We start from the raw sequence: 19,686 nt of genomic DNA on the forward strand, positions 1-19,686 counted from the left end.
GGATCACTCGTGCGATGCCGGCCAGGCCGCTTTCGTGTGTGGTGGAACGACGAGCGCCGTCCCGCGAATGATCGTCGTCGGCAGCGTCGGCAGCGTCGGCGCCGGGTTGGTCGTGCGGCCGTCGGGAGGTCTATGCCGCGGATCGGGGGCCGTGCGCGGTCCAGCCCAGGCGGTTCAGCACCGCCTGGGCAGTGGCCGTGACCGGCGGCTGAACGGTGAAGTCGCCGTACAGCGCCACGAATCTCGGCCAGTAGAAGTCGATCACCTGCTTTCCCCGCTCGAACGGGTGGACGTACATCCACCTGAGCTCCCACACCCCGCCCATGAGCTTGAAAGCGACGGCGCCGGCGGCCACGAAGCTGACCGCGTTCACCCGCGGGGCGGGGAGCAGCCACACCCGCTGCTCCCCGAAATTCAACGCCCGGGCGAGCGGAAAATCGTAGCCGCATTCCCGCTTGGCCGCGTTTCCGAACATCTCGGCGGCCTGCCGGAGGTCGAGCGGTGAATCCCGGGAAACCTCGATAAAGTCCGGACCTTCACTCGCGCGACGCTGATATGGAAGGACCGGCATGTCGATCCGGTATCGAGGTGAAAGCCGTTCCTCCTCGCTGAGCCATGTTTCGCGGTCAACCGGAGTGAGGTCGGTCATCGTTCCCCTTCACTGCGTGGTTCGGTCGTTCGCCGTTGAACCGGATCCGGGTGGGTGACGCCCTCGGGGTTGTTCCGGGCGGCGCCCCGGGCGGCGAACGACGACGATCACCCGACGGGGATGCCACCAAGCCTGACCGACCCGCCCGCCCCGCGAAAGATGCTGGATGGCCCCAGAACCGAAACGGATGGCACCTCGGTGCGGGCACCGTCCGATCACCGTCCGCTTGCCGCCCGGTCTGCCGCGGCCCGCGCTTCGGCAGCCCGTCTCTCCACAGCCTGGTCTTCCGCCACGCGGTCATCCACAGCCCGGGGCCGCGCCGCCCTCAGCCGCGTTGATCCGAGGACACTGGGCGCATGTTGCCCGACCTCACGGTCGCCGGGGCGGACCTGCCCGTCCGGTCCGCTCTGCCGGCGCTCGTCGCCGCGCTGACCGGTGGTGACGAGCACGGGCCGCGCTCCGCCGGCGGGGCCGCGGTGCTGGTGGCCCCGCCCGGCACGGGCAAGACGACGCTTGTCCCGCTCGCGCTCGCCGACCACGTCCCGGGTCGGGTACTGGTCGTCGAGCCGCGGCGGATCGCCGTCCGCGCCGCGGCACGGCGGATGGCCACCCTCGCCGGCGGTGGTGAGGTGGGTGGCGCGGTCGGCTACACGATCCGCGGCGAGCGCAGGGCCGGGCCGTCCACCAGGGTCGAGGTGGTCACGACAGGAGTGCTCGTCCGGCGGCTGCAACGCGACCCCGAGCTACCCGGTACCGACGCGGTCATCCTCGACGAGTGCCACGAGCGCCACCTCGACGCCGACCTGGCGCTCGCGTTCCTGCTCGACGTCCGCGCGGCGCTGCGCCCCGACCTGCTCCTGCTCGCCGCCTCCGCGACAGCCGACACCCGGCGGCTGGCCGCGATGCTCGGCGCGCCCGGCCAGCCCGCGCCGGTCGTCGGGACGGACGCCTCGATGTTCGACGTCGAGGTCGTCTGGGCGCCCCCACCAGGGGTGATCGCCCCGGCGCACGGCCTGCGGGTCGACCCGCGGCTGCTCGACCACGTCGCCGCGACCGTCGGGCGCGCGCTGCGGGAGACGTCCGGGGATGTGCTTGTCTTCCTGCCCGGGGCCGGTGAGATCGCCGCCGTCGCCGGCCGGCTCGCCGGGCACCGGGACTCGGTCGACGTGCTCACCCTGCACGGCCGCCAGGCCGGCGGGGCGCAGGACGCGGTGCTGCGCGCCGGCCCGCGTCGCCGGGTCGTCCTGGCCACCGCGGTCGCGGAGAGCAGCCTCACCGTGCCCGGCGTGCGGGTCGTCGTCGACGCCGGCCTGGCCCGCTCCCCGCGGATGGACCACGCCCGCGGGCTGGGCTCGCTGGTCACCGTGTGGGTGTCACGGTCCTCCGCCGGGCAGCGCGCGGGCCGGGCCGGCCGGGAGGCGCCAGGCCGGGTGTACCGCTGCTGGTCCGCCGCCGAGCACGATCGGCTGCCCGCCCAGCCGGAACCGGAGATCGGCGTCGCCGACCTGACCGGCTTCGCGCTGGAGCTGGCGGTCTGGGGCCATCCCGGCGGCGTGGGCCTGCCGCTGCTCAGCGACCCTCCCGTCGGCGCGATGGAGGCCGCCGGGGCCTCGCTGCGGGCCCTCGGCGCTGTCGACGAGACCGGCCGGGTCACCCCGCGAGGACGTTCGATCGCCCAGGTCGGGGCCCATCCGCGGCTCGCGCGGGCACTGCTCGACGGCACCCGGGCCGTCGGCGCGCGGCGGGCCGCGGAGGTCGTGGCGATGCTCTCCGGGGACGGCCCGGTGGGCGGCCCCTCCGACGACCTCGTCGCCGCGTGGCGCCGCCTGCGCAACGACACGGACCGGTCCGCGTCCGCCCGCTGGCGGGAGGAGACCCGCCGGCTGCGCTCGGCCACGGACGCCACACCCGCCGGGCCGGCCGGGCCTGCCGGGCCCGCGGCCGGGGGAACGGGTGGGATGACCGACGATCTCGCGGCGGGGCTGGTGGTCGGCCTCGCCTTCCCCGAACGGCTCGCGCGGGCCCGTGATCCCGGCGGGGCGAGCTATCTGATGGCCGGCGGGACCGGCGCCGAGCTCACCGCGGGCTCGGCGCTGACCGGGGCGGAATGGCTCGCCATCGCGGTCGCCGACCGCGGGCCCGGCCGGATATCCGCCCGCGTGCGCCTGGCCGTCACCCTCGACGCGGCGACCGCGCGGGAGGCGGGCGCGGCGCTGCTGCGCACCGAGGACGAGGTCGCCTGGTCCGGCGGCGACATCGTCGCCCGCCGGCTCGAGCGCCTCGGCGCGATCATCCGCACCGAACGCCCGGTGACCAGGCCCGACCCGTCCCTGCTGCGGGCCGCGGTGCTCGACGGGCTGCGCGACGCGGGTCTCCCCGTGCTGCGCTGGAGCGCCGACACGCTCGCGCTGCGGGACAGGCTCGCGTTCTGCCACCGGGTGCTCGGCGTCCCCTGGCCCGACGTCACCGACGCCGCCCTGCTGGACTCCGCCCCCGACTGGCTCGGTCCGGACCTCGACGGCGTGCGGCGCCGCGCCGACCTCGAGCGCATCGACGCCGGCCGCGCGCTGCGCCGGCTACTGCCCTGGCCACAGGCCGCCCGGCTGGACGAGCTGGCGCCCGAGCGGGTGGCGGTGCCCAGCGGCTCCCGGGTGCGCCTCGACTACAGCGGCACCAGCGGCGCGGCCGGCCCCGTGCTGGCCGTGAAGATCGCCGAGGTGTTCGGCTGGGAGCGGGTACCCGTCGTCGCCGACGGCCGCGCGCCACTGGTGCTCCACCTGCTGTCGCCGGCGGGACGCCCGGTGGCGGTGACGAGCGACCTGGCGTCGTTCTGGCGCACGGGCTACCCGCAGGTCCGCTCGGAGCTGCGCGGCCGCTACCCCCGCCACCCCTGGCCGGACGACCCGACGACCGCCCCGCCGACCCGCCGCGTCGCCCCCCGCACCCGCGGCCGCTGACATGTCAGACGGCGCCGGCCCACGGGCCGGTGATGACGCAGGTCATCCCTGAAGGGGTGGGGGCACCTGTCAGAGCTTGCGGACGCGGGTCGCGCGGTAGCGGAAGCTGTCCTGCCGGACCTGTTCGTAGTCGAACTCGACGCGGTCGCCGGCCTCCAGGAAGCGGTACCCGTCCATCTCGATCATGCTGAAGCCAACCCACGCGTCGAACCCGGGCGGCAGGTCGGGGGAGGAGATCGCTCCCCACCCCCGCTCGGCGTTGTAGAACTTCACGGTGCCCTTGGTCATCGAGCCAGGATGACCTGTTCGCTCCTGCGCGGCGATCGAGTTTCGCGGGACAGGTCGTTCCAGCACGCCGCTCCGGACGGCCCCGAAAACCGCGGAGGCGGCGGCAACTCCCGCGAGGAGCCACATCCAGCCCTCGATCGGAGATGGAGCAGAACCGCCTTGTCTCCGCCTGGGCGATCCCGTCCGGACCGTCGGGTGGGGGTCGATCAACCGGCCGCACGCAGGTCCGCGCATCCGGACTCGCCTGGCAGCAGCGGGCGGAAGGCGACCCTCCACTGCCTGCCGTCGGACGTCCACCGTGTGGTGGTCACAGCCGTACGCGCCGCCGCCAGCAGATTCGTAGCCTCCTCACCGCTGGCTGTCACGCAGCTCAGATCGACGCCTCCGCCGACCGGCTCGCCCGGCAGCGCCGGCCCGGGCCACACGCGCTCCGTACCCGCGGTACCGCCGCCGCACGGAACGTCGGTGCCGGACGGAGCGGTGCCGCCGGACGGAAGGTCGCTGCCGGACGGAACGGCCGCGTCGGAGGGCGAGGAACAGTCTCCGACCCAGGGGGAGGCGATCGCGGCCACCGCAGCCGGAATGTACGACTCGGGTTCGCTGACCGCACCCGGGCCCAGCGCGGTGGGCAGGTCGGTGAGTGCCGTGAACAGCTCCTGGGCTGCCCGCCGCGCGGACTGCTGCTGCGCTGTCAGCCCGTGGCCGTCCGCCTCGAACAGCGCTTCCACCTGCATCGTCTCGACGCCGGCCGCGGTTCGGAGGGTGAATCGGGTCGACGGCGCGTCCGCGACCGGTGGCTGGCCGAAGTCCTGTTCGGCGCCGACGCCGGCCGCGGCCGCGCGGTCGACGAGCTTCCGCACGTCGGCGGCCGAGATCCGTCGCAGCTGGATGTCGGGCAGCGCCGGCCCCGGATAGACGGCGGGCTGCGGGCCCTCGCTCAGCACCCGGCCGTCAGGGTAGACGGCCACTACCGGCAGCCGGGTGGCCAGCATCTCCGGTGTCACGAAGCCACCGACCAGGTCCACGCGCAGAGCGGCGGCGTCAGCGCGGGCACCGGTGTCGGCGCTGCCACCGGCGATGGCACTGTCGCCGACAGCGCCGCCGCCGATGACGCTGTCCCGCGCGTCGGCGGCAGCCCCGGCACAGGCCGCGGCCGTGAGAACCAGGGGTACGACGGCGGCCACCAGGCGGGCGCCGCGGATCATCATCATCGCCATGGCCCTTGGACGCAGCGGGCCCCGGTCCGGTTCCCCTCAGGAAGGGACACCCGCAGTCCGCTGTCACGCCTTCCTGATGGCCTTCAGTGCGTACAGCAGCGGCACACGTGGATCCGTCTCCGGTAGCCGCCACCAGCCGTCCTCCCCGCGGACCATACGTTTCCACCGTGGCCACGGCAGCGCGTCGGTCTCCCTCAGCCCGGTCACGGTCAGGCCCGCCCCGACCAGCGCGTCGATCACCTCGCCGAGACCGTGCGTCCATTCATAGGCGACCGTCGCGCTCCCCAGCGCGGGGCCGTCGGTGTACGTGTAGGTCGCGTCGCGCTCGATCGGGCCCCGGCCCGCCAGGTAGTCATGGCGCAGCAGCAGTTCCTCGCCGACGCCCGGCGGGGGCTTGGGACCCAGCGCATTGAACAGCGGATGAAACTCCACCAGATACAGCCGGCCACCGGGACGCAGCAGACACGCGACCTCGGCGGCCCACCGGGGCAGATCGGGTAGATAACACAGCGCACCCTTGCCGGTGTAGACGACATCGAAACAACCTTGGCCCAGCACGCCCGCCGCGTCGTATACGTCAGACCGCACGTACCGTAGGTCGGCGCCGGCCCGCGACGCGATCTCCCGCGCCCGTGCGACGGATTCTCCGGAGAAGTCCAGTCCCACCGCGCGGGCGCCTCGGCGTGCGAACGCGATGGTTTCCGTGCCGAGATGACACTGCAGATGGACGACATCCCGGCCCGCCAGGTCGCCGAGGTCCTCCCATTCGAACGGCGCGAACCAGTCGAACGGTTTCCTGCTGCCGTCGAGGCCGTAGAACGCGCTCGCCACGTGCACCGGGGTGCGGGCGTCCCAGTTCGCCTCGTTCGCCCGCATCATCCGCCGGACCTCGGCATCGAACTCCTGCGCCATGAGCCACACAATAGGCGAGGCGCGCTCCGCGGACTGTCGAACGCGGAACGCGTCTCAGTGGCCTTGGCGGGCCAGCCACGCCAGGGTGTCGTCGGTGATTTGGCGTCAGCCATAATCGAACGGGGCGGTGTGGGGGTATCGGGAGACCCCTGGCCTCGAGGGCGTGGTCGCCGACGCCGGACTGGCATGCTGGAGGCCCCTGTCTGTCAGCATGACGCGAGACGGTGACAGCCAACATCGAGAATGCTCTCGTTGCGGCCAGCCGTCTGGGACACTGCTGAGGTGAGTACCGGCTCGGCGCCGCCACCCCTGAATATTCGATGCCTCACCGAGACGCCGAAGGACTACGGCGACTACGGAAAATTACTTTCTCCGCATCCCTTCGACGGCGAGATTGCCGCGTTGCTGCGTGAGGTTGAGGCGTTTGATCGGTTCCCCGAGCTGATTGGTGCCCTGACGCCGCGGGTGGGCTGGGAGGCGCTGTGGGTCTTCGCGCGGCGCGCGGCCACGTTCGCGGTCCGGCGGCGTGACCCGGAGCTGCTCCGTGCCGGCCTGGTCGCGATCGGCGTGGCCAGCCGCAACAGCCTCGACTACCGGGACGAGCTGGTAGCGCTGGCGATGTTGTGGCACAGCGCTGGACTTCTCGACCTGGATGCGGAGGAGGAGGTCCGCGCAGCCGCGGCCAAGCTCCCGCTCTTCGTCGGCACGGCGAGGCATGCTCCGCCGTCGGAAGCCGAGGCAGACCGGCTGACGTGCTGGCTCGAACGGCCGCCACGCAATCAGTCGCTGGCCGTGATGGGGCTGCGTGAAGGAAAAGACAAAAATGGCTTTCGCTATGTTCGGCATCTTTGACCGCGGCGCTCCGCCGACGACCGGTAGCTCACGCTGCGCGAGCTACCGTCGGTCCGGACTCATCGGCCGATGTCATGGTCGCCGGCTTCGACCAGTCCACTTTCGTACGCGAAGACCACAACCTGGGTACGGTCGCGCAATCCGAGCTTGGTGAGGATGCTCGACACGTGCGACTTGACGGTCGCGGGTCCGATGAAGAGTTCCTGGGCGATCTCCGAGTTGCTGGACCCCCGGGCGACGGCGACCACCACATCACGCTCCCGGTCGGTGAGGCGTTCCACGCGGCGGGAGGGGGCGGAGCCGACAGCCCGGCGCTCGGTGAACCGCCCGATGAGACGCCGGGTGATCGACGGTGCCAGCAGCGCGCCGCCGTCTGCCACCGTGCGGACGGCGCCGGCGAGCTGGTCGGCGGGGATGTCCTTGAGCACGAAGGCGCTGGCGCCGGCGCGTAGTGCCTGGTAGACGTACTCGTCCGGATCGAACGTGGTCAGGATGAGCACCCGCACGTCCCAGTCGGCCTCGGCGAGGATTCTCGAGGTCGCTTCGAGTCCGTCCATCGCCGGCATCCGGATGTCCATGAGGATCACATCGGGACGATGCTGTCGCGCCGCCTCGATCGCCTCGAGCCCGGTCCCGGCCTCGGCCACGACCTCGATGTCGCCGTGTACCCGCAGGACCATGGCCAGGCCTCCGCGGACCAGCGCCTGGTCGTCGACGATGAGGACGCGGATGCTCATGCGGGACTCCCTCCGATCGGCAGGCGGGCGACCACCCGGAACCCGCCGCCCGCGCACGGTCCCGCGTCGAGGCTCCCGCCCAGCAGCAGCGCTCGCTCCCGCATGCCGATGATGCCGTGGCCGCCCGGGCCCTCGCGGACGGCACCCGGCTCGAGCACGGCGGCGCCGCGCCCGTCGTCACGGACCTCGATGACGAGGCCGTTCTGTTCGGTGCCCAGGCTGACCGTGGCGGGTGCGCCGGGGCCGGCGTGCTTGAGCACGTTGGTGAGTGCCTCCTGGATGATGCGGTAGGCGAACAGGTCCAGGCGGGCCGGAAGCCCGGCTGGCAGTCCGTCCGTGGCCAGCGTCACGTCCACGCCCGCCCGGCGGATCTGCTCGATGAGCCTGGGCAGTTCCGCGAGGCTGGGCTGGGGCCCGAGATCGTCGGGGCTGGTCTCCGGTCGTAGAACGCCAAGCAGATGGCGCAGCTCCTCAAGCGCCTGGCGCCCCGCCTCCTCCACCGCCTCCATCGCCCGCAGGGCGGCCGCCAGGTCCTCGGTGGCGACGGCTCTGGCCCCGCTGGCCTGCACCGTCATGAGGCTCACCCGGTGGGCGACGACATCGTGCAGCTCCCGTGCGATACGGGTCCGCTCGTCGGTGACGATCCGGCGGGTCTCGGCGGCCCGTTCCCGCCGGAGCTGCGCGGCACGGTCCCCGCGGAGTTGCACACGGCGTCCGACATACCAGGCCCCGAACATCACGAGGCTGCCGAAGACGGGCACCTGCCACCAGGGGCCCGGATCGTCGAGACCGTCGACGCTGGCCAGCGCGGTTGCGGCGGCGGCTCCCGAGGGTCCCCGCCAGTCCACGGCGGCGTAACGGCCCACCGCGTACAGGCCGATGATCGTGGGCCAGCCGAGATGGGTGGTACCGCCGCCGAGCAGCACGGCCCAGGCGGTCAGCGCCACGCCCAGTACGAGCAGGGGCGCTCGTCTGCGCCAGTACAGCGCCGGGTTGGCCACGGCGCAGCCCACGAGGACGAGGATCGGGGCGTCACCGATCGAACGAAACAACAGCGTGTCGCCGGGCCCGTCCACCACGAACACCGTCATGACAAAGGACGCGAGGGCGAGGGCGGCGTCCGCGGCGCGCGGCCAGCGGGCGAAAGGACCCCGAAACCGCCCCGGAGCGTTCTCTGGTGGCGTCCGGAAGGGCGACGCCGTGGGGTTCACCGTCACTTCTCAGCGCGGTTCACGGCTGGCGGCCGCGGTTTCGCAATGGGCACCGCCTCACGGTAGGCGAGGCCGGAAGAGCAGTCGCCAGCCTCCAGGCGTAATGCGGCCTCCCCCGTGAGGCGGAGAGGAACCCCGAATCCGCGCCGTGCGACCCGCCTTCCGGCGGGGCACCGAACCCCTCCGTGGGCGGGCGACGACCCGGGACGCCGACAAGCACAGTGGAGCGGCGCAGGAACGGAACGCGACGCCGCTCTCAGGAGAACCAGCCATGAAACAGTTCACCCGCCGCGTCGGGGACGCGGCCGCGCGCCGGCCAAAGCTCACGATCGCCGTCTGGGGGGTCGTCGCCGCTCTTCTGCTGGCTCTGGCCGGTACGGTCGGCGGCCCTTTCGCCGACGACCTCGTCGCTCCGGGAAGCCAGAGCGAGAACGCGATGGAGCTGCTCGAGGAACGTTTTCCCGAGGCGGCCGGCGGCAGCGCCCTGGCGGTGTTCGCCGTGGCGGAAGGACAGCGACTCGAGCGTCACCGCGACGCCGTCTCCGCGGCGGTCGCCCGCCTCGAGGGCGTGGAGCACGTCGCCACCGTGACCGATCCGTTCACCGCCGGCACCGTGTCGCCCGGGGGACGCGTCGGCTTCGCCGAGATCACCTTCGACGTGCCGGCGACGGAGGTCGGCCCGGAGGCCCTCGCCGCGATCACCGACCAGCTGCGGCCGGCGCGGGACGCCGGTCTCGTGGCGGAGCTCGGCGGCGACGCCGCGTTCATCAACGCCGAGGCGGCGACTTCGGGCACGGAAATGGTGGGCCTGCTGGCGGCGCTGGTCGTGCTGGTCGTCGCGTTCGGCACGATCGTGGCCGCACTCGTCCCGATCGTGCTCGCCCTGGTGACCGTCGCCGCCGGGGTGGGTGGCGTCGTGCTGCTGGCCAACGCCATGGACGTGTCCTCGGCGGCCCCCACGATCGGGGCGATGATCGGTCTGGGTGTGGGCATCGACTACGCCATGTTCGTCGTGGCCCGCTACCGCGAGAACCGCGCGGCCGGCCAGGACGATCCCACCGCGCTCTCGAACGCGATGGGATCGTCGGGCACCGCGGTCCTGCTCGCCGGGGGCACCGTCGTCGTCGCGATGCTCGCCCTCGTGCTGACCGGCCTGGGCTTCCTGGCCTCGATCGGTCTCAGCACGTCCCTGGTAGTGCTGTTCGCCGTGGCGAGCGCCCTGACACTTCTGCCGGCGCTGCTCACGCTGCTCGGCGGCCGCATCGACGCGGGGCGGGTCCTGGGGCGCAGGCGCGCCGCCCGGCATCCCCGGGACACGGCCTGGTGGCGCCTCGCCCACCGCGTCTCCGGCCGGCCGTGGCCGTACCTGCTCGTCGCCGCGGCGGTGCTGCTCGTGCTGGCCGCGCCGGCGCTGTGGATGCGGACGGGCTTCCCGGACGCCGGCGACGACTCGACCAGCACCACGCACCGCCGCGCCTACGACCTGCTGGCGGAGGGATTCGGCCCGGGGGTGAACGCCCCCCTGCTGCTCGTCGCCGACCTGCGCCGGCCGGGCGCGGACCTCGACACCGTCCGCGCGCTGGCCGGGCGCGTCGCCGCGGACACCGGCATCGCCACGGTCGGCGACCCACAGATCTCTCCCGCCGGGGACACGGCCGTGCTGCACGCTCTCCCCACCACGGCCCCCGCGGACACCGCGACGTCGGAGACCCTCGCGCGCATCCGTGACCTCGTCCCCGGCAACGTCGCGGTGTCGGGGACGACCGCGCTGACCGACGATCTCACCAGGCAGCTCGCCGACACCCTGCCGATCTTCATCGCCGCCATCCTGGCCGCGTCGTTCCTGCTGCTGATGGTGGTGTTCCGGTCTGTCGTGCTGCCGTTGAAGGCCGCCCTGCTGAATCTGTTGTCGATCGGCGGCGCGTACGGCGTCGTCGTTGCCGTGTTCCAGTGGGGGTGGCTCGGGAGTTTGTTCCGCCTGGAGGGGACGTACCTGATCGCGTCGCCGCTGCCGACGATCTTCTTCGCGGTCCTCTTCGGCCTGTCCATCGACTACGAGGTGTTCCTGCTCTCGCGGATCCGTGAGGAGTACGACGCCACCGGGGACAACGCCGAATCAGTGGCCCGCGGCATGGCGGGAACGGGTCGCGTGATCACTTCCGCGGCGCTGATCATGACGGTGGTGTTCCTCAGCTTCGTCGCCAACCCCTCTCCGCTGGTCAGGATGATGGGTCTCGGGCTGGCGGCGGCGATTGTGCTCGACGCGACGATCGTCCGCATGGTGCTGGTTCCCGCCACGATGGCGCTGCTGGGCCGGGCGAACTGGTGGCTACCCCGCTGGCTCGACCGCCGGCTGCCCCGGGTGGGCTCAGGCGGCGCCGGCCTCCCACGGCAGTGCGAGCAGCCCGTGCCCGCCGTGCCTGTCGACCTGGCGAAGTGCGGCTGACCACGGCATCGAGCCCGGACAGAGTCCGCTGCGCCAGCTCCACCCGTGGGACGAGGTCGGTCAGGACTCCGACAGCGACCATGATTGTTGTCCGGCGAGTGGCGCTTGGCCGCGGACACAGCCGTCAGCCGTCAGCCGGCCACCGTCGCCGGTCAATGAAAGGGATATCCGCAGGGCGACTCCTGGGCGTGCCGCTGGCAAGCAAGTCGCGGGAGGATCGGCCGTATGACATCAGGTAGGCAGCTTTATCTGGACGTCGCCGCATCAGCTGCGGCGCTGCTGCGCGATCCGGCGGTCGCCGCGTCGTGGGAAACAGACAGCGCGTTGGCCGAATTCCGCGTCAGCGGGCTGACCGCGCACCTGGCCTGGCAGATCACCATCATTCCCCGGCTGCTCGCCGAAAAGCCACCGGACGAGGAACCCGTCGCTCTGTTCGACCACTACACCACCCAGGCGGTGTGGATCGGCGCGCCCCTGGACGACGACCTCAACGTGACCATCCGCCGCCTCAGCGAGGAGATGGCCGCGGACGGTCCGGGCGCGCTGGCGGCCCTGGTCGACGCCGCCATCAGTGAGCTGCGCGACCTGCTGCCAGCCGAGCCTGCAGGGCGGATCGTGAGCCTGGAGTCGATGGTGCTGTCCCTCGACGACTTCCTGACCACCCGCACACTGGAGATCGCCGTGCACTCGGACGACCTGGCGGTAAGTGTGGGCGTGCCGACACCGGAGCTGCCCGCCCCGGCCGCCGACACGGTACTCGCCCTGCTGACCCGTCTCGCGGTGCACAGGCACGGGCCCACGGCCGTCCTGCGTGCGTTCAGCCGCGCCGAGCGTGCCCCCGCCACGATTACGGCGATCTGAGCGACGGGTAACCCGAGGCGGGCCGCCGGATGTCGCCGTGAACCGCGCAGGCGTTCGGCAGGCGTGCCGGCGCCGATCGAATATGGTCGTGCGCCATGCGGAACTCGTTCTGTTCGTACTGCGGCACGAAGTACCAGCCTGATGTGGCGTGGCCGCGGGTATGTGCTGGCTGTGGCGAGACAACGTGGCTCAATCCGCTTCCGGTGGCGGTGGCGTTGCTGCCTGTCGTGGAACCTGACGGCGGACGCGGTCTGGTGGTGGTGCGCCGCGACATCGACCCCGGCCGTGGCGAGCTGGCGCTGCCCGGCGGTTTCATGGAGCTGGACGAGGCCTGGCGCGACGCTGTCGTTCGGGAGCTGAGCGAGGAGACGGGAATTACCGAGCAGGCGGCGGATGTCCGCCTGTTCGACGTGCACAGCGGGAACGACGGCCGGTTCCTGCTGGTGTTCGGCCTCCTGCCGGAACGGCGTTGGGCCGAGCTACCGCCGGTGATCGCGACGAACGAGACGACCGAGTGGCTGGTCGTCACGGAGCCGCGGCAGCTCGTGTTCCCGACCCATACCGACGCGATGGCCTTCTACTTCGCGCGAATCGAGGGGCAGGTGCCGGCCTCCGCCTCCTGAAGCTCGTTCAGGGCCGTCCTGGGCGGGGTCCCGGGGCAGGGATCATTCTGGGACGAGCTGTGCGGCCGGGGGTGTGGTGCTGGCGGTCAGTGTCCGGGCGGTGCGGGCGACACGCCGGCTGATGCGCCAGCCCTCCGTGGTTCGGATGAAGATGTCCTCGTAGCTACCGATCACATCGACCCAGTTCGCCGGATCGTCGGGAGTTACCAGGAGGACGCCGTGGACGTAGGACCGGACGGCCGCCCGGTCCCCGTCGATCCTGATGGCGATGTTCGATATGCGGTGGAACGTCGGGCCCATGTTCTCGTGGGTTCGCGCCATGACCTCGGTGAGCGCGTCGGCGCCGGTGAACTGTCCGAAGGAGCCGTAGTCGGCCTCGACGTCGGGCGTCCAGCAGGTTCGTAACAGTTCCCAGTCTCGTTGGTCGATTCCCGTGGCGTAGCGGATGACCACGTCGCTGATCTGCGCGTGGTCTTCCTGGAAGTTGGACACGGCTACCTTCCTGTCTTTCCCGGAGCGGCAGGCTGTCCCCGGCCGGCGGTGCCGTGGTTGGTCTGCGTCTGGGTGTACGGGCTGGCCTGGTCGGCGGCGTGGCCGGTTCGGGGCTGCAGCAATCTGATGATCATTTCGACGGTGCGTTCCACGGGACGGCTCCGTGCCGTGGCCGCGGACAGGAGGGTACGGGCCAGGATGGCGCCGAGCAGCATGTCGAAGACGTCGTCGGGATCGACGTCCGGGTCGATGCTGCCGGGCGGTGCGGCGCGGAGGATGTCCTGGAACTGTGGCCGCGCGGAGACCCGTAGGTAGAGATCCGGCGGGCGGGGCCGGCTGGACGCCTGGTGGTGGGCGAGGAGACCGGCCGCGGCCGCGCGGGACGCGGGGGCGCTGAAAGCTGCCAGGTAGGCGCGGACGAACCGGCGGATGTCTCGGCGGAGGTCTCCGGTCGGCTGCACGCTCGGCGGGCTGAGCCCGGGGAAGGTCGCTTCTTCGATCAGCTCGATCCGTGACCCCCAGCGACGGTAGATGGCCGAGGCGTGCACGCCGGAGTGTGCCGCGACGGCCTGGATCGTGGTCGCGTCGAAGCCGCGTTCCACGAGGAGCTCGCGGGTCGCCGCCAGCGCGCGCTCGTCGATGCTCGCGTCACGTGGGCGTCCTGGGCGGCGAGCAGGCTCTGCCATGCCCGCGATCGTATGGTCCCGGCGCTACAGCCGGCACCGCTCCCGCGACTTCCAGGACATTATCTCCCGGAAAATTTCAGGACGATGTCTTCTATAACTGGCTGGATGTCACTACAGTCCCGTGACGGGATCGTGTCCTGGTCGCTGACGAGGGAGAGCCGATGAGAGCAGCCGTACTGCGAGAGGGAGCCGTCGAGGCCCGGGTCATCGACGACCCGGTTCCGGGTCCGGGCCAGTTGCTGGTGCGGTCGCTCGCGTGCGGCATCTGCGCGTCAGACATCCACTTCATGGATCACCTGGAAGCGGGCGTCGACGATGACAGCGGGATGTCGACCTACGACCGTGATGTCGACATCGTCATGGGCCACGAGTACTGCGCAGAGGTCGTCGACTACGGCCCCGGAACCGAGCGGCGGATCCCCGTCGGCGCCCGGGTGAGCTCGCTGCCGGTGCTGTCCACGCCCACCGGGCGGAAGATCGTCGGCCAGAATCCGGAGTCACCCGGCGGGTTCGGCGAGTATCTCCTGCTCGACGAGGCCATGACCCGGGTCGCGGTCTCCGAGCTGCCGAACGAGATCGTCTGCATCGCCGACGCGGTCTCGGTCGGCCTGTCGGCCGCGTCCCGAGCGCAGGTGACGACGAAGGAGGTGCCGCTGGTCATCGGCTGCGGGGCGATCGCCCTGTCCGTGATCGCGCAGCTGAAGCGGCTGGGGGTCGGGCCGATCCTGGCGGTGGACTTCGTCGCCTCGCGTCGCGAGACCGCGCTGGCCATGGGAGCGGACGTGGTCATCGACCCCGCCGAGGTGTCCCCGTACCAGGCCTGGCGTGACGTGGCCTACGGGACGCCCGAGGCGATGAGGGAACTGATGGCGGTCGCCGGCCTGCCGGGATGCGTCGTGTTCGAGTGCGTCGGCATTCCCGGCGTCCTGGATTCGATCATCAAGGGCTGTGAGCGCAACACCCGGATCTTCTCGGTGGGAGGGCCGCCGGAAGGCGATCACCTGCACACCCTCACCGCCAAGCGGAAAGGCATCAACATCCAGTTCGGGGGCGGCCCGTCGATGCAGCACTGGGACGAGGCGTTCGCGGCGGTCGGCTCGGGCGACCTCGACGTCACACCGATGCTCGGCCGAACCGTCGGGCTCGACGACGTCGCCGAGGCGCTCAACGCCTCCCGCGACGCCAACGGACCCGTCCGCATCGTCGTCGTCCCTTGAACCACCTCCGCCGGCCAACGGCCGGCGTCGGACCGGCGATGCTCGCTCGTGCCATACACGTTCGAAAGGGCTGTCCTGGATGAGCGAGACCGAGGAACTGCGTGCCGCTGTCGAGACGCTGGCGGCGAAGGTCCGGCTGCTGGAGGACCAGGTCGAGATCATGCAGCTCGTCGCCCAGTACGGACCCGCCGTCGACAGCGGGTCGGCCACCGCCACGGCGGAGCTGTGGACCGAGGACGGTACCTTCGACGCGGTTCCCCACCTGCGGATGCGCGGCCGGGACGCCATTGTCGACATGGTCAACGGCGGCCACCAGAGGCTGATCCAGGGCGGCTGCGGCCACGTCCTGACCGTCCCGCACATCGAGGTCGACGGGGACCAGGCGACCGGCCGAAGCTACGCGCTGAACATCCGCTGGGATGCCGACGCCGACCGGTTCTGGGTGGCCCGCGTCTCCGCGAACACCTGGCGCTGGTCACGCACACCGCAGGGCTGGCGCATCAGCGAGCGGGTCAACGCCAGCCTCGACGGCACCCCCGAACATCGCGCCATGCTTGCCCCACCCCCGCCCGCCGGTGGCGACCGGCCCGTCGGCGGTGACCCGCCGGTCGGCGGTGACCCGCCGGTCGAGCGCCGGCACGCACGCCGTCTGGAGGATCAATGAAGATCGGATTTGTCGGGCCGGGCCGGATGGGCCGGCCGATACTCGACCGGTTGACGGCCGCCGGCCACGACGTCACGGTGCTGGTGCGCCGCCCGGAGGCCAGGCCAGCGGCCGAGGCCGACGGGCTGCGCTGGGCGGCGACCGTGGCGGAGACCGTCCGTGACGCCGACGCGGTGTTCACCGTGGTGCTTCGGGACGACCAGGTCAGACAGGTGTGCCTCGGCCCCGACGGGGCCATCGCCGCGATGCGGCCGGGAGCGACGCTCGTCCAGCACACGACCTCCGACCCCGCGACCGTGCGCCTGCTCGCCGAGCAGGGAGCCGACCGGGGAATACGAGTTCTTGACGCCGCCCTCTCAGGTGGTCCGCACGACATCGCCGCCGGCCGCCTCACCCTGTGGGTGGGCGGCGACGAAACCCTGCTGGACGAGATGCGACCGGTCCTCGGGGCGTACGCATCCCCGATCATGTTCGTGGGAGAGCTGGGCAACGGCCAGCGGGTCAAGCTCGTCAACAACGCGCTGTTCGTCGCGCAGGTCGGCCTCGCGGTCGATGCGGTGCGCCTGGCGGCTTCGCTGGGTATCGAGGAGAAGGCGATCCTGGCGGCCGTCCAGCACGGCAGCGGCGCCAGCCGCGCCCTCACGATCGTCGCCAGCGGCGGGTCGGTCGACGCGGTCCCCGGGCGCATCGGGGACCTCATGCTCAAGGACGTCACCGTGGTCCGCGAGGTCGCACGCAGCACAGGCGCGGACCTCGGGGTCATCGGGACAGTACTGGCCTCCGACGCCGTCGAGACGAAGGTGTTCCGCCAGACCGGTGCACCGGCCCGGACACCATGACCACCAGTACGCCGAGAGCTACCACGACGAGGACACCGTGAAGACTGGATTCATCGGGCTCGGCAGCATGGGGCTGCCGATGGCGCAACGGCTTCAGGCGCAAGGTCACGACCTCACCCTCTACGCCCGGCGGCCGGAGTCGCTGGAACCGTTCGCCGGCACCAGCGTCGCCATCGCGGCCACCCCGGCGGAGATGGGCGCGTTGGTCGACGCAGTCGGCATCTGTGTCTTTGACGCGGCAGGTGTGGAAGAGGTCATGTTCGGACCGGACGGCTTGGCCGGCACCCTCAATCCCGGCGCGGTCGTGCTCGTCCACAGCACGGTGGCACCCGCACAGATCCGTAAGATCGCCGGGCGGGCGGCGACGCACGGCCTACGTGTCCTGGACGCGCCGGTGAGTGGCGGGCAACCACGGGCCCTCACCGGCGAACTGACGATCATGATCGGCGGGGATGCCGACACGCTCGCCGATGTCACCGAGCTGCTCTCGGCGCTGTCCAACCATGTCGTACACCTCGGCGCCGTCGGGGCGGGGTCGTACGCGAAGCTCGTCAACAACACGATGTTCTCCGCGCAGATCGCGCTCGCGGACGACGCGATGAAAGCCGGGGAATCGCTCGGCGTCGACCCCGCGGGCCTCGCAGCGGTCCTGGCGACCAGCAGCTCGGCCTGCGTAGCCTCCGGAGTGCGGTTGCGTGCCCATTCCCTCGCCGGTCTCGCGGACTCGCCCGCGAATCTGACGCTCACCAAAGACGTCACGCTGATGGCCGAGATTCTCGGTGACGCCCCCGGCAGCGGGCTGGTCGAGGTCGCACAGCGTTTCGTCGCCGCCATGCGGTCCAGCTGAATCCGGACGGATACTCGAATGTCGATCACTGCGGGACGGTTGGGTATCGAGCACCAGACCGTCTTCGGGCTGCCGCCGGTGGAGTTCGTGTATCTTGCCGCGGATCTCGGTTGCAGATACATAGCCGCCGTGCTTTCCGGCAACCCGATCAACCCACATGGCTATGCGCCGTTCTCGCTGCGCGACGACGCCGCGCTGCGGCAGCGGACGATCGCGGCGATGCGCGAACGCGAGGTGTCGATCTCCCTTGCCGAAGGGTTCGTCGTCCGTCCCGGGAGCGACATGCGCGGCTACGCCGCGGACCTGGACGTGATGGCCGAACTCGGCATCGCGATGGTCAACACCGTCACCATGGACCCGGACCTCGACCGCAGCCACGACGAGTTCGGGACGCTCGCCGAGATGGCCAGCGAACGCGGGATGCAGACGACGGTCGAGTTCGCGCCCTCGTTGACCATCAAGGATCTTGACTCCGCGCTGGCGGCGGTCCGTCACGTCGCGCGCCCGGACTTCCGGCTACTCATCGACACCATGCACCTGGCGCGGTCCGGGCACACCCCGGCAGACCTGGCCGCGGTCGATCCTGCCCTGATCGCCTACGCGCAGCTCAGCGACAACACGCTCCAGCAGCGCGGCACGGTTTACCGTGAGGACTCGATCAACAGGATGGTGCCAGGCGAGGGTGAGCTCCCCCTACGGGACATCCTCGCCGTACTCCCCCCGGACATCGTGATCGGGCTCGAAGTTCCGATGCTTTCCGCGGCCCAGGCAGGCGAGCCGACCGAAGAACGTGCCCGCCGCTGCGTGCAGGCAGCACGCGACCTCCTGACCGCTGAGGGCGCTGAGGGCGCTGAGGGCGCCGGGGGCGCTGAGGGCGCCGGGGCGCCGCCGACCGCCCACCCACCCACCATCGAAAGGTGACGACAGTTATGACAGACAAATACGGACCGTGGGGCATCATCGCCGGCGGGTCCGACGGAGTCGGCGCCGCGTTCGCGCACGAGATGGCAGCCCGGGGCCTGAACGTCGTCCTGGTCGCCCGGCGGGTTCCCGTCCTGGAGGCGTTCGCCGAGGAAATACGAGCCAAACACGGCGTCGAGGTCCGCACGGTCGCGCTGGACCTCAGCGTGCCAGGCGCCGTCGCATCGCTCGCGGACGCGACCTCCGACCTCGAAATCGGACTGTTCGTCTACAACGCCGGCGGCGACGACACCAGCACCCTCTTCCTCGACAAGGACCTCGACACCCATCTGAAGTTGATCCACCGCAACTGCGACAGCGTCCTCGAAGCCGCCTACCGCTTCGGTGGCCCGATGGTCGCCCGGCGGCGCGGTGGCCTGGTTCTGGTGACCTCCGGCGCGGCCTGGGCCGGTGGCGCGACGCTCGCCACCTACGGTGCCACCAAGGCCTTCGATCTCCTCCTCGCCGAGGCGCTCTGGGCCGAATGGCACACCAGCGGCGTCGACGTCCTCGCTCTCGTGCTCGGCAGGACCGACACCCCGTCCATGCGCCGGGTGTTCGACGCGAAAGGTGAACCCTACGGCGACGCCGCGGACCCGGCCGACGTCGCGAAGCAGGCACTCGACCACCTCACCGACGGGCCCACCTGGATCTTCGGCAGCCAGAACCCCACCGGCGGCTCACCCTTCGGCGCGACAAGCCGCCGCGACGCCGTCCTCGTGATGAGCCGGGGATCATCCACGAGCAGCGCCGGCACAGGGTCCTGACACCACCCTGGGCCCGGGCCTGCCGCTGCCTGTAGCGGCCGGGCGGTCAGAGGAAGCCTGCTGTTCTCGTTCGCGAATGATCGCAAAATAGCCCAGATGACCCGAAATCGTCGACGTCGAATCACGAGCCGGGTTTTGGCTGCTACGGGCAAAGAGTTGGCCGAATGCGCAAAGACCTCCACGGTCCCACCCCCGATGATGTGTCGAGACGGCATCGCCGGTAAATCCAGGAGGGCAGGGGTGACGCTCATGCCCATGGAAGGGTGGAAAATGAATCGTGGGACGCGATTATTCGTCGCTGCTGTCGCATGCTGCATGGCGCTTCTCCTGGAGGCCTGCGGCGGCGGCAGCGATCCCGCCGGGTCCGCGAGGCCCTCGGGTGAGCCGGTGGCGGGCGGCGAAGGGCGGATCCTCACGCTGAGTGATCCGCGCACTCTGGATCCGGCGATCCTCGGCAACGC

Annotated in this window: 19 protein-coding genes and 1 pseudogene; 12 read left to right on the forward strand and 8 right to left on the reverse strand. The window is 71.3% G+C overall.

The annotated features are described in order from the left end of the window. Window positions 1-130: 130 nt before the first annotated feature. Complete coding sequence (locus MXD62_RS35730) at window positions 131-649, reverse strand: hypothetical protein (protein ID WP_248833750.1); 519 nt, start codon at window positions 647-649, stop codon at window positions 131-133. A 356-nt stretch (window positions 650-1,005) separates the two neighbouring features. Here MXD62_RS35730 and hrpB point away from each other — a divergent pair, with 356 nt between their 5' ends. Then, entirely contained in the window at window positions 1,006-3,606 is a 2,601-nt protein-coding gene (gene hrpB, locus MXD62_RS35735; RefSeq protein ID WP_248833751.1) for an ATP-dependent helicase HrpB, read from the forward strand. A 69-nt stretch (window positions 3,607-3,675) separates the two neighbouring features. Here hrpB and MXD62_RS35740 read toward each other — a convergent pair whose 3' ends face one another. From MXD62_RS35740 to MXD62_RS35750, 3 genes are all read right to left on the reverse strand, one after another. Continuing rightward, window positions 3,676-3,894, reverse strand: a complete 219-nt coding sequence (locus MXD62_RS35740; RefSeq protein ID WP_020464544.1) for a cold-shock protein — start codon at window positions 3,892-3,894, stop codon at window positions 3,676-3,678. Between the two features lie 206 nt (window positions 3,895-4,100). Next, the gene (locus tag MXD62_RS35745) at window positions 4,101-5,105 is read right to left on the reverse strand and encodes a cold shock domain-containing protein (protein ID WP_248833752.1); all 1,005 of its coding nucleotides are present in this window, start codon (window positions 5,103-5,105) and stop codon (window positions 4,101-4,103) included. Between the two features lie 69 nt (window positions 5,106-5,174). After that, complete coding sequence (locus MXD62_RS35750; protein WP_248833753.1) at window positions 5,175-6,023, reverse strand: class I SAM-dependent methyltransferase; 849 nt, start codon at window positions 6,021-6,023, stop codon at window positions 5,175-5,177. A 282-nt stretch (window positions 6,024-6,305) separates the two neighbouring features. Here MXD62_RS35750 and MXD62_RS35755 point away from each other — a divergent pair, with 282 nt between their 5' ends. Beyond that, the gene (locus tag MXD62_RS35755; RefSeq protein ID WP_248833754.1) at window positions 6,306-6,875 is read left to right on the forward strand and encodes a hypothetical protein; all 570 of its coding nucleotides are present in this window, start codon (window positions 6,306-6,308) and stop codon (window positions 6,873-6,875) included. Between the two features lie 59 nt (window positions 6,876-6,934). Here the strand turns inward: MXD62_RS35755 and MXD62_RS35760 are convergent, their stop codons facing one another. Together MXD62_RS35760 and MXD62_RS35765 are read right to left on the reverse strand one after the other, a co-directional pair. Continuing rightward, complete coding sequence (locus MXD62_RS35760) at window positions 6,935-7,612, reverse strand: response regulator (RefSeq protein ID WP_018503940.1); 678 nt, start codon at window positions 7,610-7,612, stop codon at window positions 6,935-6,937. After that, the gene (locus MXD62_RS35765; RefSeq protein ID WP_248833755.1) at window positions 7,609-8,823 is read right to left on the reverse strand and encodes a sensor histidine kinase; all 1,215 of its coding nucleotides are present in this window, start codon (window positions 8,821-8,823) and stop codon (window positions 7,609-7,611) included. The genes MXD62_RS35760 and MXD62_RS35765 overlap by 4 nt, the downstream gene beginning before the upstream one ends. A 271-nt stretch (window positions 8,824-9,094) precedes the next feature. Here MXD62_RS35765 and MXD62_RS35770 point away from each other — a divergent pair, with 271 nt between their 5' ends. From MXD62_RS35770 to MXD62_RS35780, 3 genes are all read left to right on the forward strand, one after another. Then, on the forward strand, window positions 9,095-11,269 hold the full coding sequence (locus MXD62_RS35770) for an MMPL family transporter (protein WP_248833756.1): 2,175 nt from the start codon (window positions 9,095-9,097) through the stop codon (window positions 11,267-11,269). Between the two features lie 225 nt (window positions 11,270-11,494). Then, window positions 11,495-12,130 carry a maleylpyruvate isomerase N-terminal domain-containing protein gene (locus MXD62_RS35775; protein ID WP_248833757.1) on the forward strand — a complete coding sequence of 212 codons (636 nt, stop codon included), beginning with the start codon at window positions 11,495-11,497 and terminating at the stop codon, window positions 12,128-12,130. A gap of 95 nt (window positions 12,131-12,225) precedes the next feature. Further along, window positions 12,226-12,753 (forward strand): NUDIX domain-containing protein, encoded by a 528-nt coding sequence (locus MXD62_RS35780; protein WP_248833758.1) that lies wholly within the window; start codon window positions 12,226-12,228, stop codon window positions 12,751-12,753. A gap of 42 nt (window positions 12,754-12,795) precedes the next feature. On the opposite strand, the gene MXD62_RS35785 is transcribed toward MXD62_RS35780, so the two are convergent. Further along, entirely contained in the window at window positions 12,796-13,245 is a 450-nt protein-coding gene (locus MXD62_RS35785; RefSeq protein WP_248833759.1) for a nuclear transport factor 2 family protein, read from the reverse strand. Between the two features lie 2 nt (window positions 13,246-13,247). Further along, window positions 13,248-13,931 (reverse strand): helix-turn-helix domain-containing protein, encoded by a 684-nt coding sequence (locus MXD62_RS35790; RefSeq protein ID WP_084647220.1) that lies wholly within the window; start codon window positions 13,929-13,931, stop codon window positions 13,248-13,250. A 161-nt stretch (window positions 13,932-14,092) separates the two neighbouring features. Between MXD62_RS35790 and MXD62_RS35795 the strand changes: the two genes are divergently transcribed. From MXD62_RS35795 to MXD62_RS35825, 7 genes and pseudogenes are all read left to right on the forward strand, one after another. Next, on the forward strand, window positions 14,093-15,148 hold the full coding sequence (locus tag MXD62_RS35795) for a zinc-binding dehydrogenase (protein WP_248833760.1): 1,056 nt from the start codon (window positions 14,093-14,095) through the stop codon (window positions 15,146-15,148). Window positions 15,149-15,227: 79 nt separating this feature from the next. Further along, window positions 15,228-15,812 carry a nuclear transport factor 2 family protein gene (locus MXD62_RS35800; protein ID WP_248833761.1) on the forward strand — a complete coding sequence of 195 codons (585 nt, stop codon included), beginning with the start codon at window positions 15,228-15,230 and terminating at the stop codon, window positions 15,810-15,812. Then, complete coding sequence (locus MXD62_RS35805; protein WP_248833762.1) at window positions 15,809-16,651, forward strand: NAD(P)-dependent oxidoreductase; 843 nt, start codon at window positions 15,809-15,811, stop codon at window positions 16,649-16,651. The genes MXD62_RS35800 and MXD62_RS35805 overlap by 4 nt, the downstream gene beginning before the upstream one ends. A gap of 37 nt (window positions 16,652-16,688) precedes the next feature. Next, window positions 16,689-17,498 carry an NAD(P)-dependent oxidoreductase gene (locus tag MXD62_RS35810; RefSeq protein WP_248833765.1) on the forward strand — a complete coding sequence of 270 codons (810 nt, stop codon included), beginning with the start codon at window positions 16,689-16,691 and terminating at the stop codon, window positions 17,496-17,498. Window positions 17,499-17,516: 18 nt separating this feature from the next. Next, a complete protein-coding gene (locus MXD62_RS35815; RefSeq protein ID WP_248833763.1) occupies window positions 17,517-18,419 on the forward strand; it encodes a sugar phosphate isomerase/epimerase in 903 nt (300 codons plus the stop codon). Between the two features lie 8 nt (window positions 18,420-18,427). After that, window positions 18,428-19,225: an SDR family oxidoreductase gene (locus MXD62_RS35820; RefSeq protein ID WP_248833764.1), complete on the forward strand. Its 798-nt coding sequence runs from the start codon at window positions 18,428-18,430 to the stop codon at window positions 19,223-19,225. 270 nt (window positions 19,226-19,495) lie between these two features. Beyond that, window positions 19,496-19,686: pseudogene (locus tag MXD62_RS35825) on the forward strand (ABC transporter substrate-binding protein); the annotation flags it as partial.

This window comes from Frankia sp. Mgl5, assembly GCF_023242985.1.
In the GTDB taxonomy this organism is placed as follows: domain Bacteria; phylum Actinomycetota; class Actinomycetes; order Frankiales; family Frankiaceae; genus Parafrankia; species Parafrankia soli.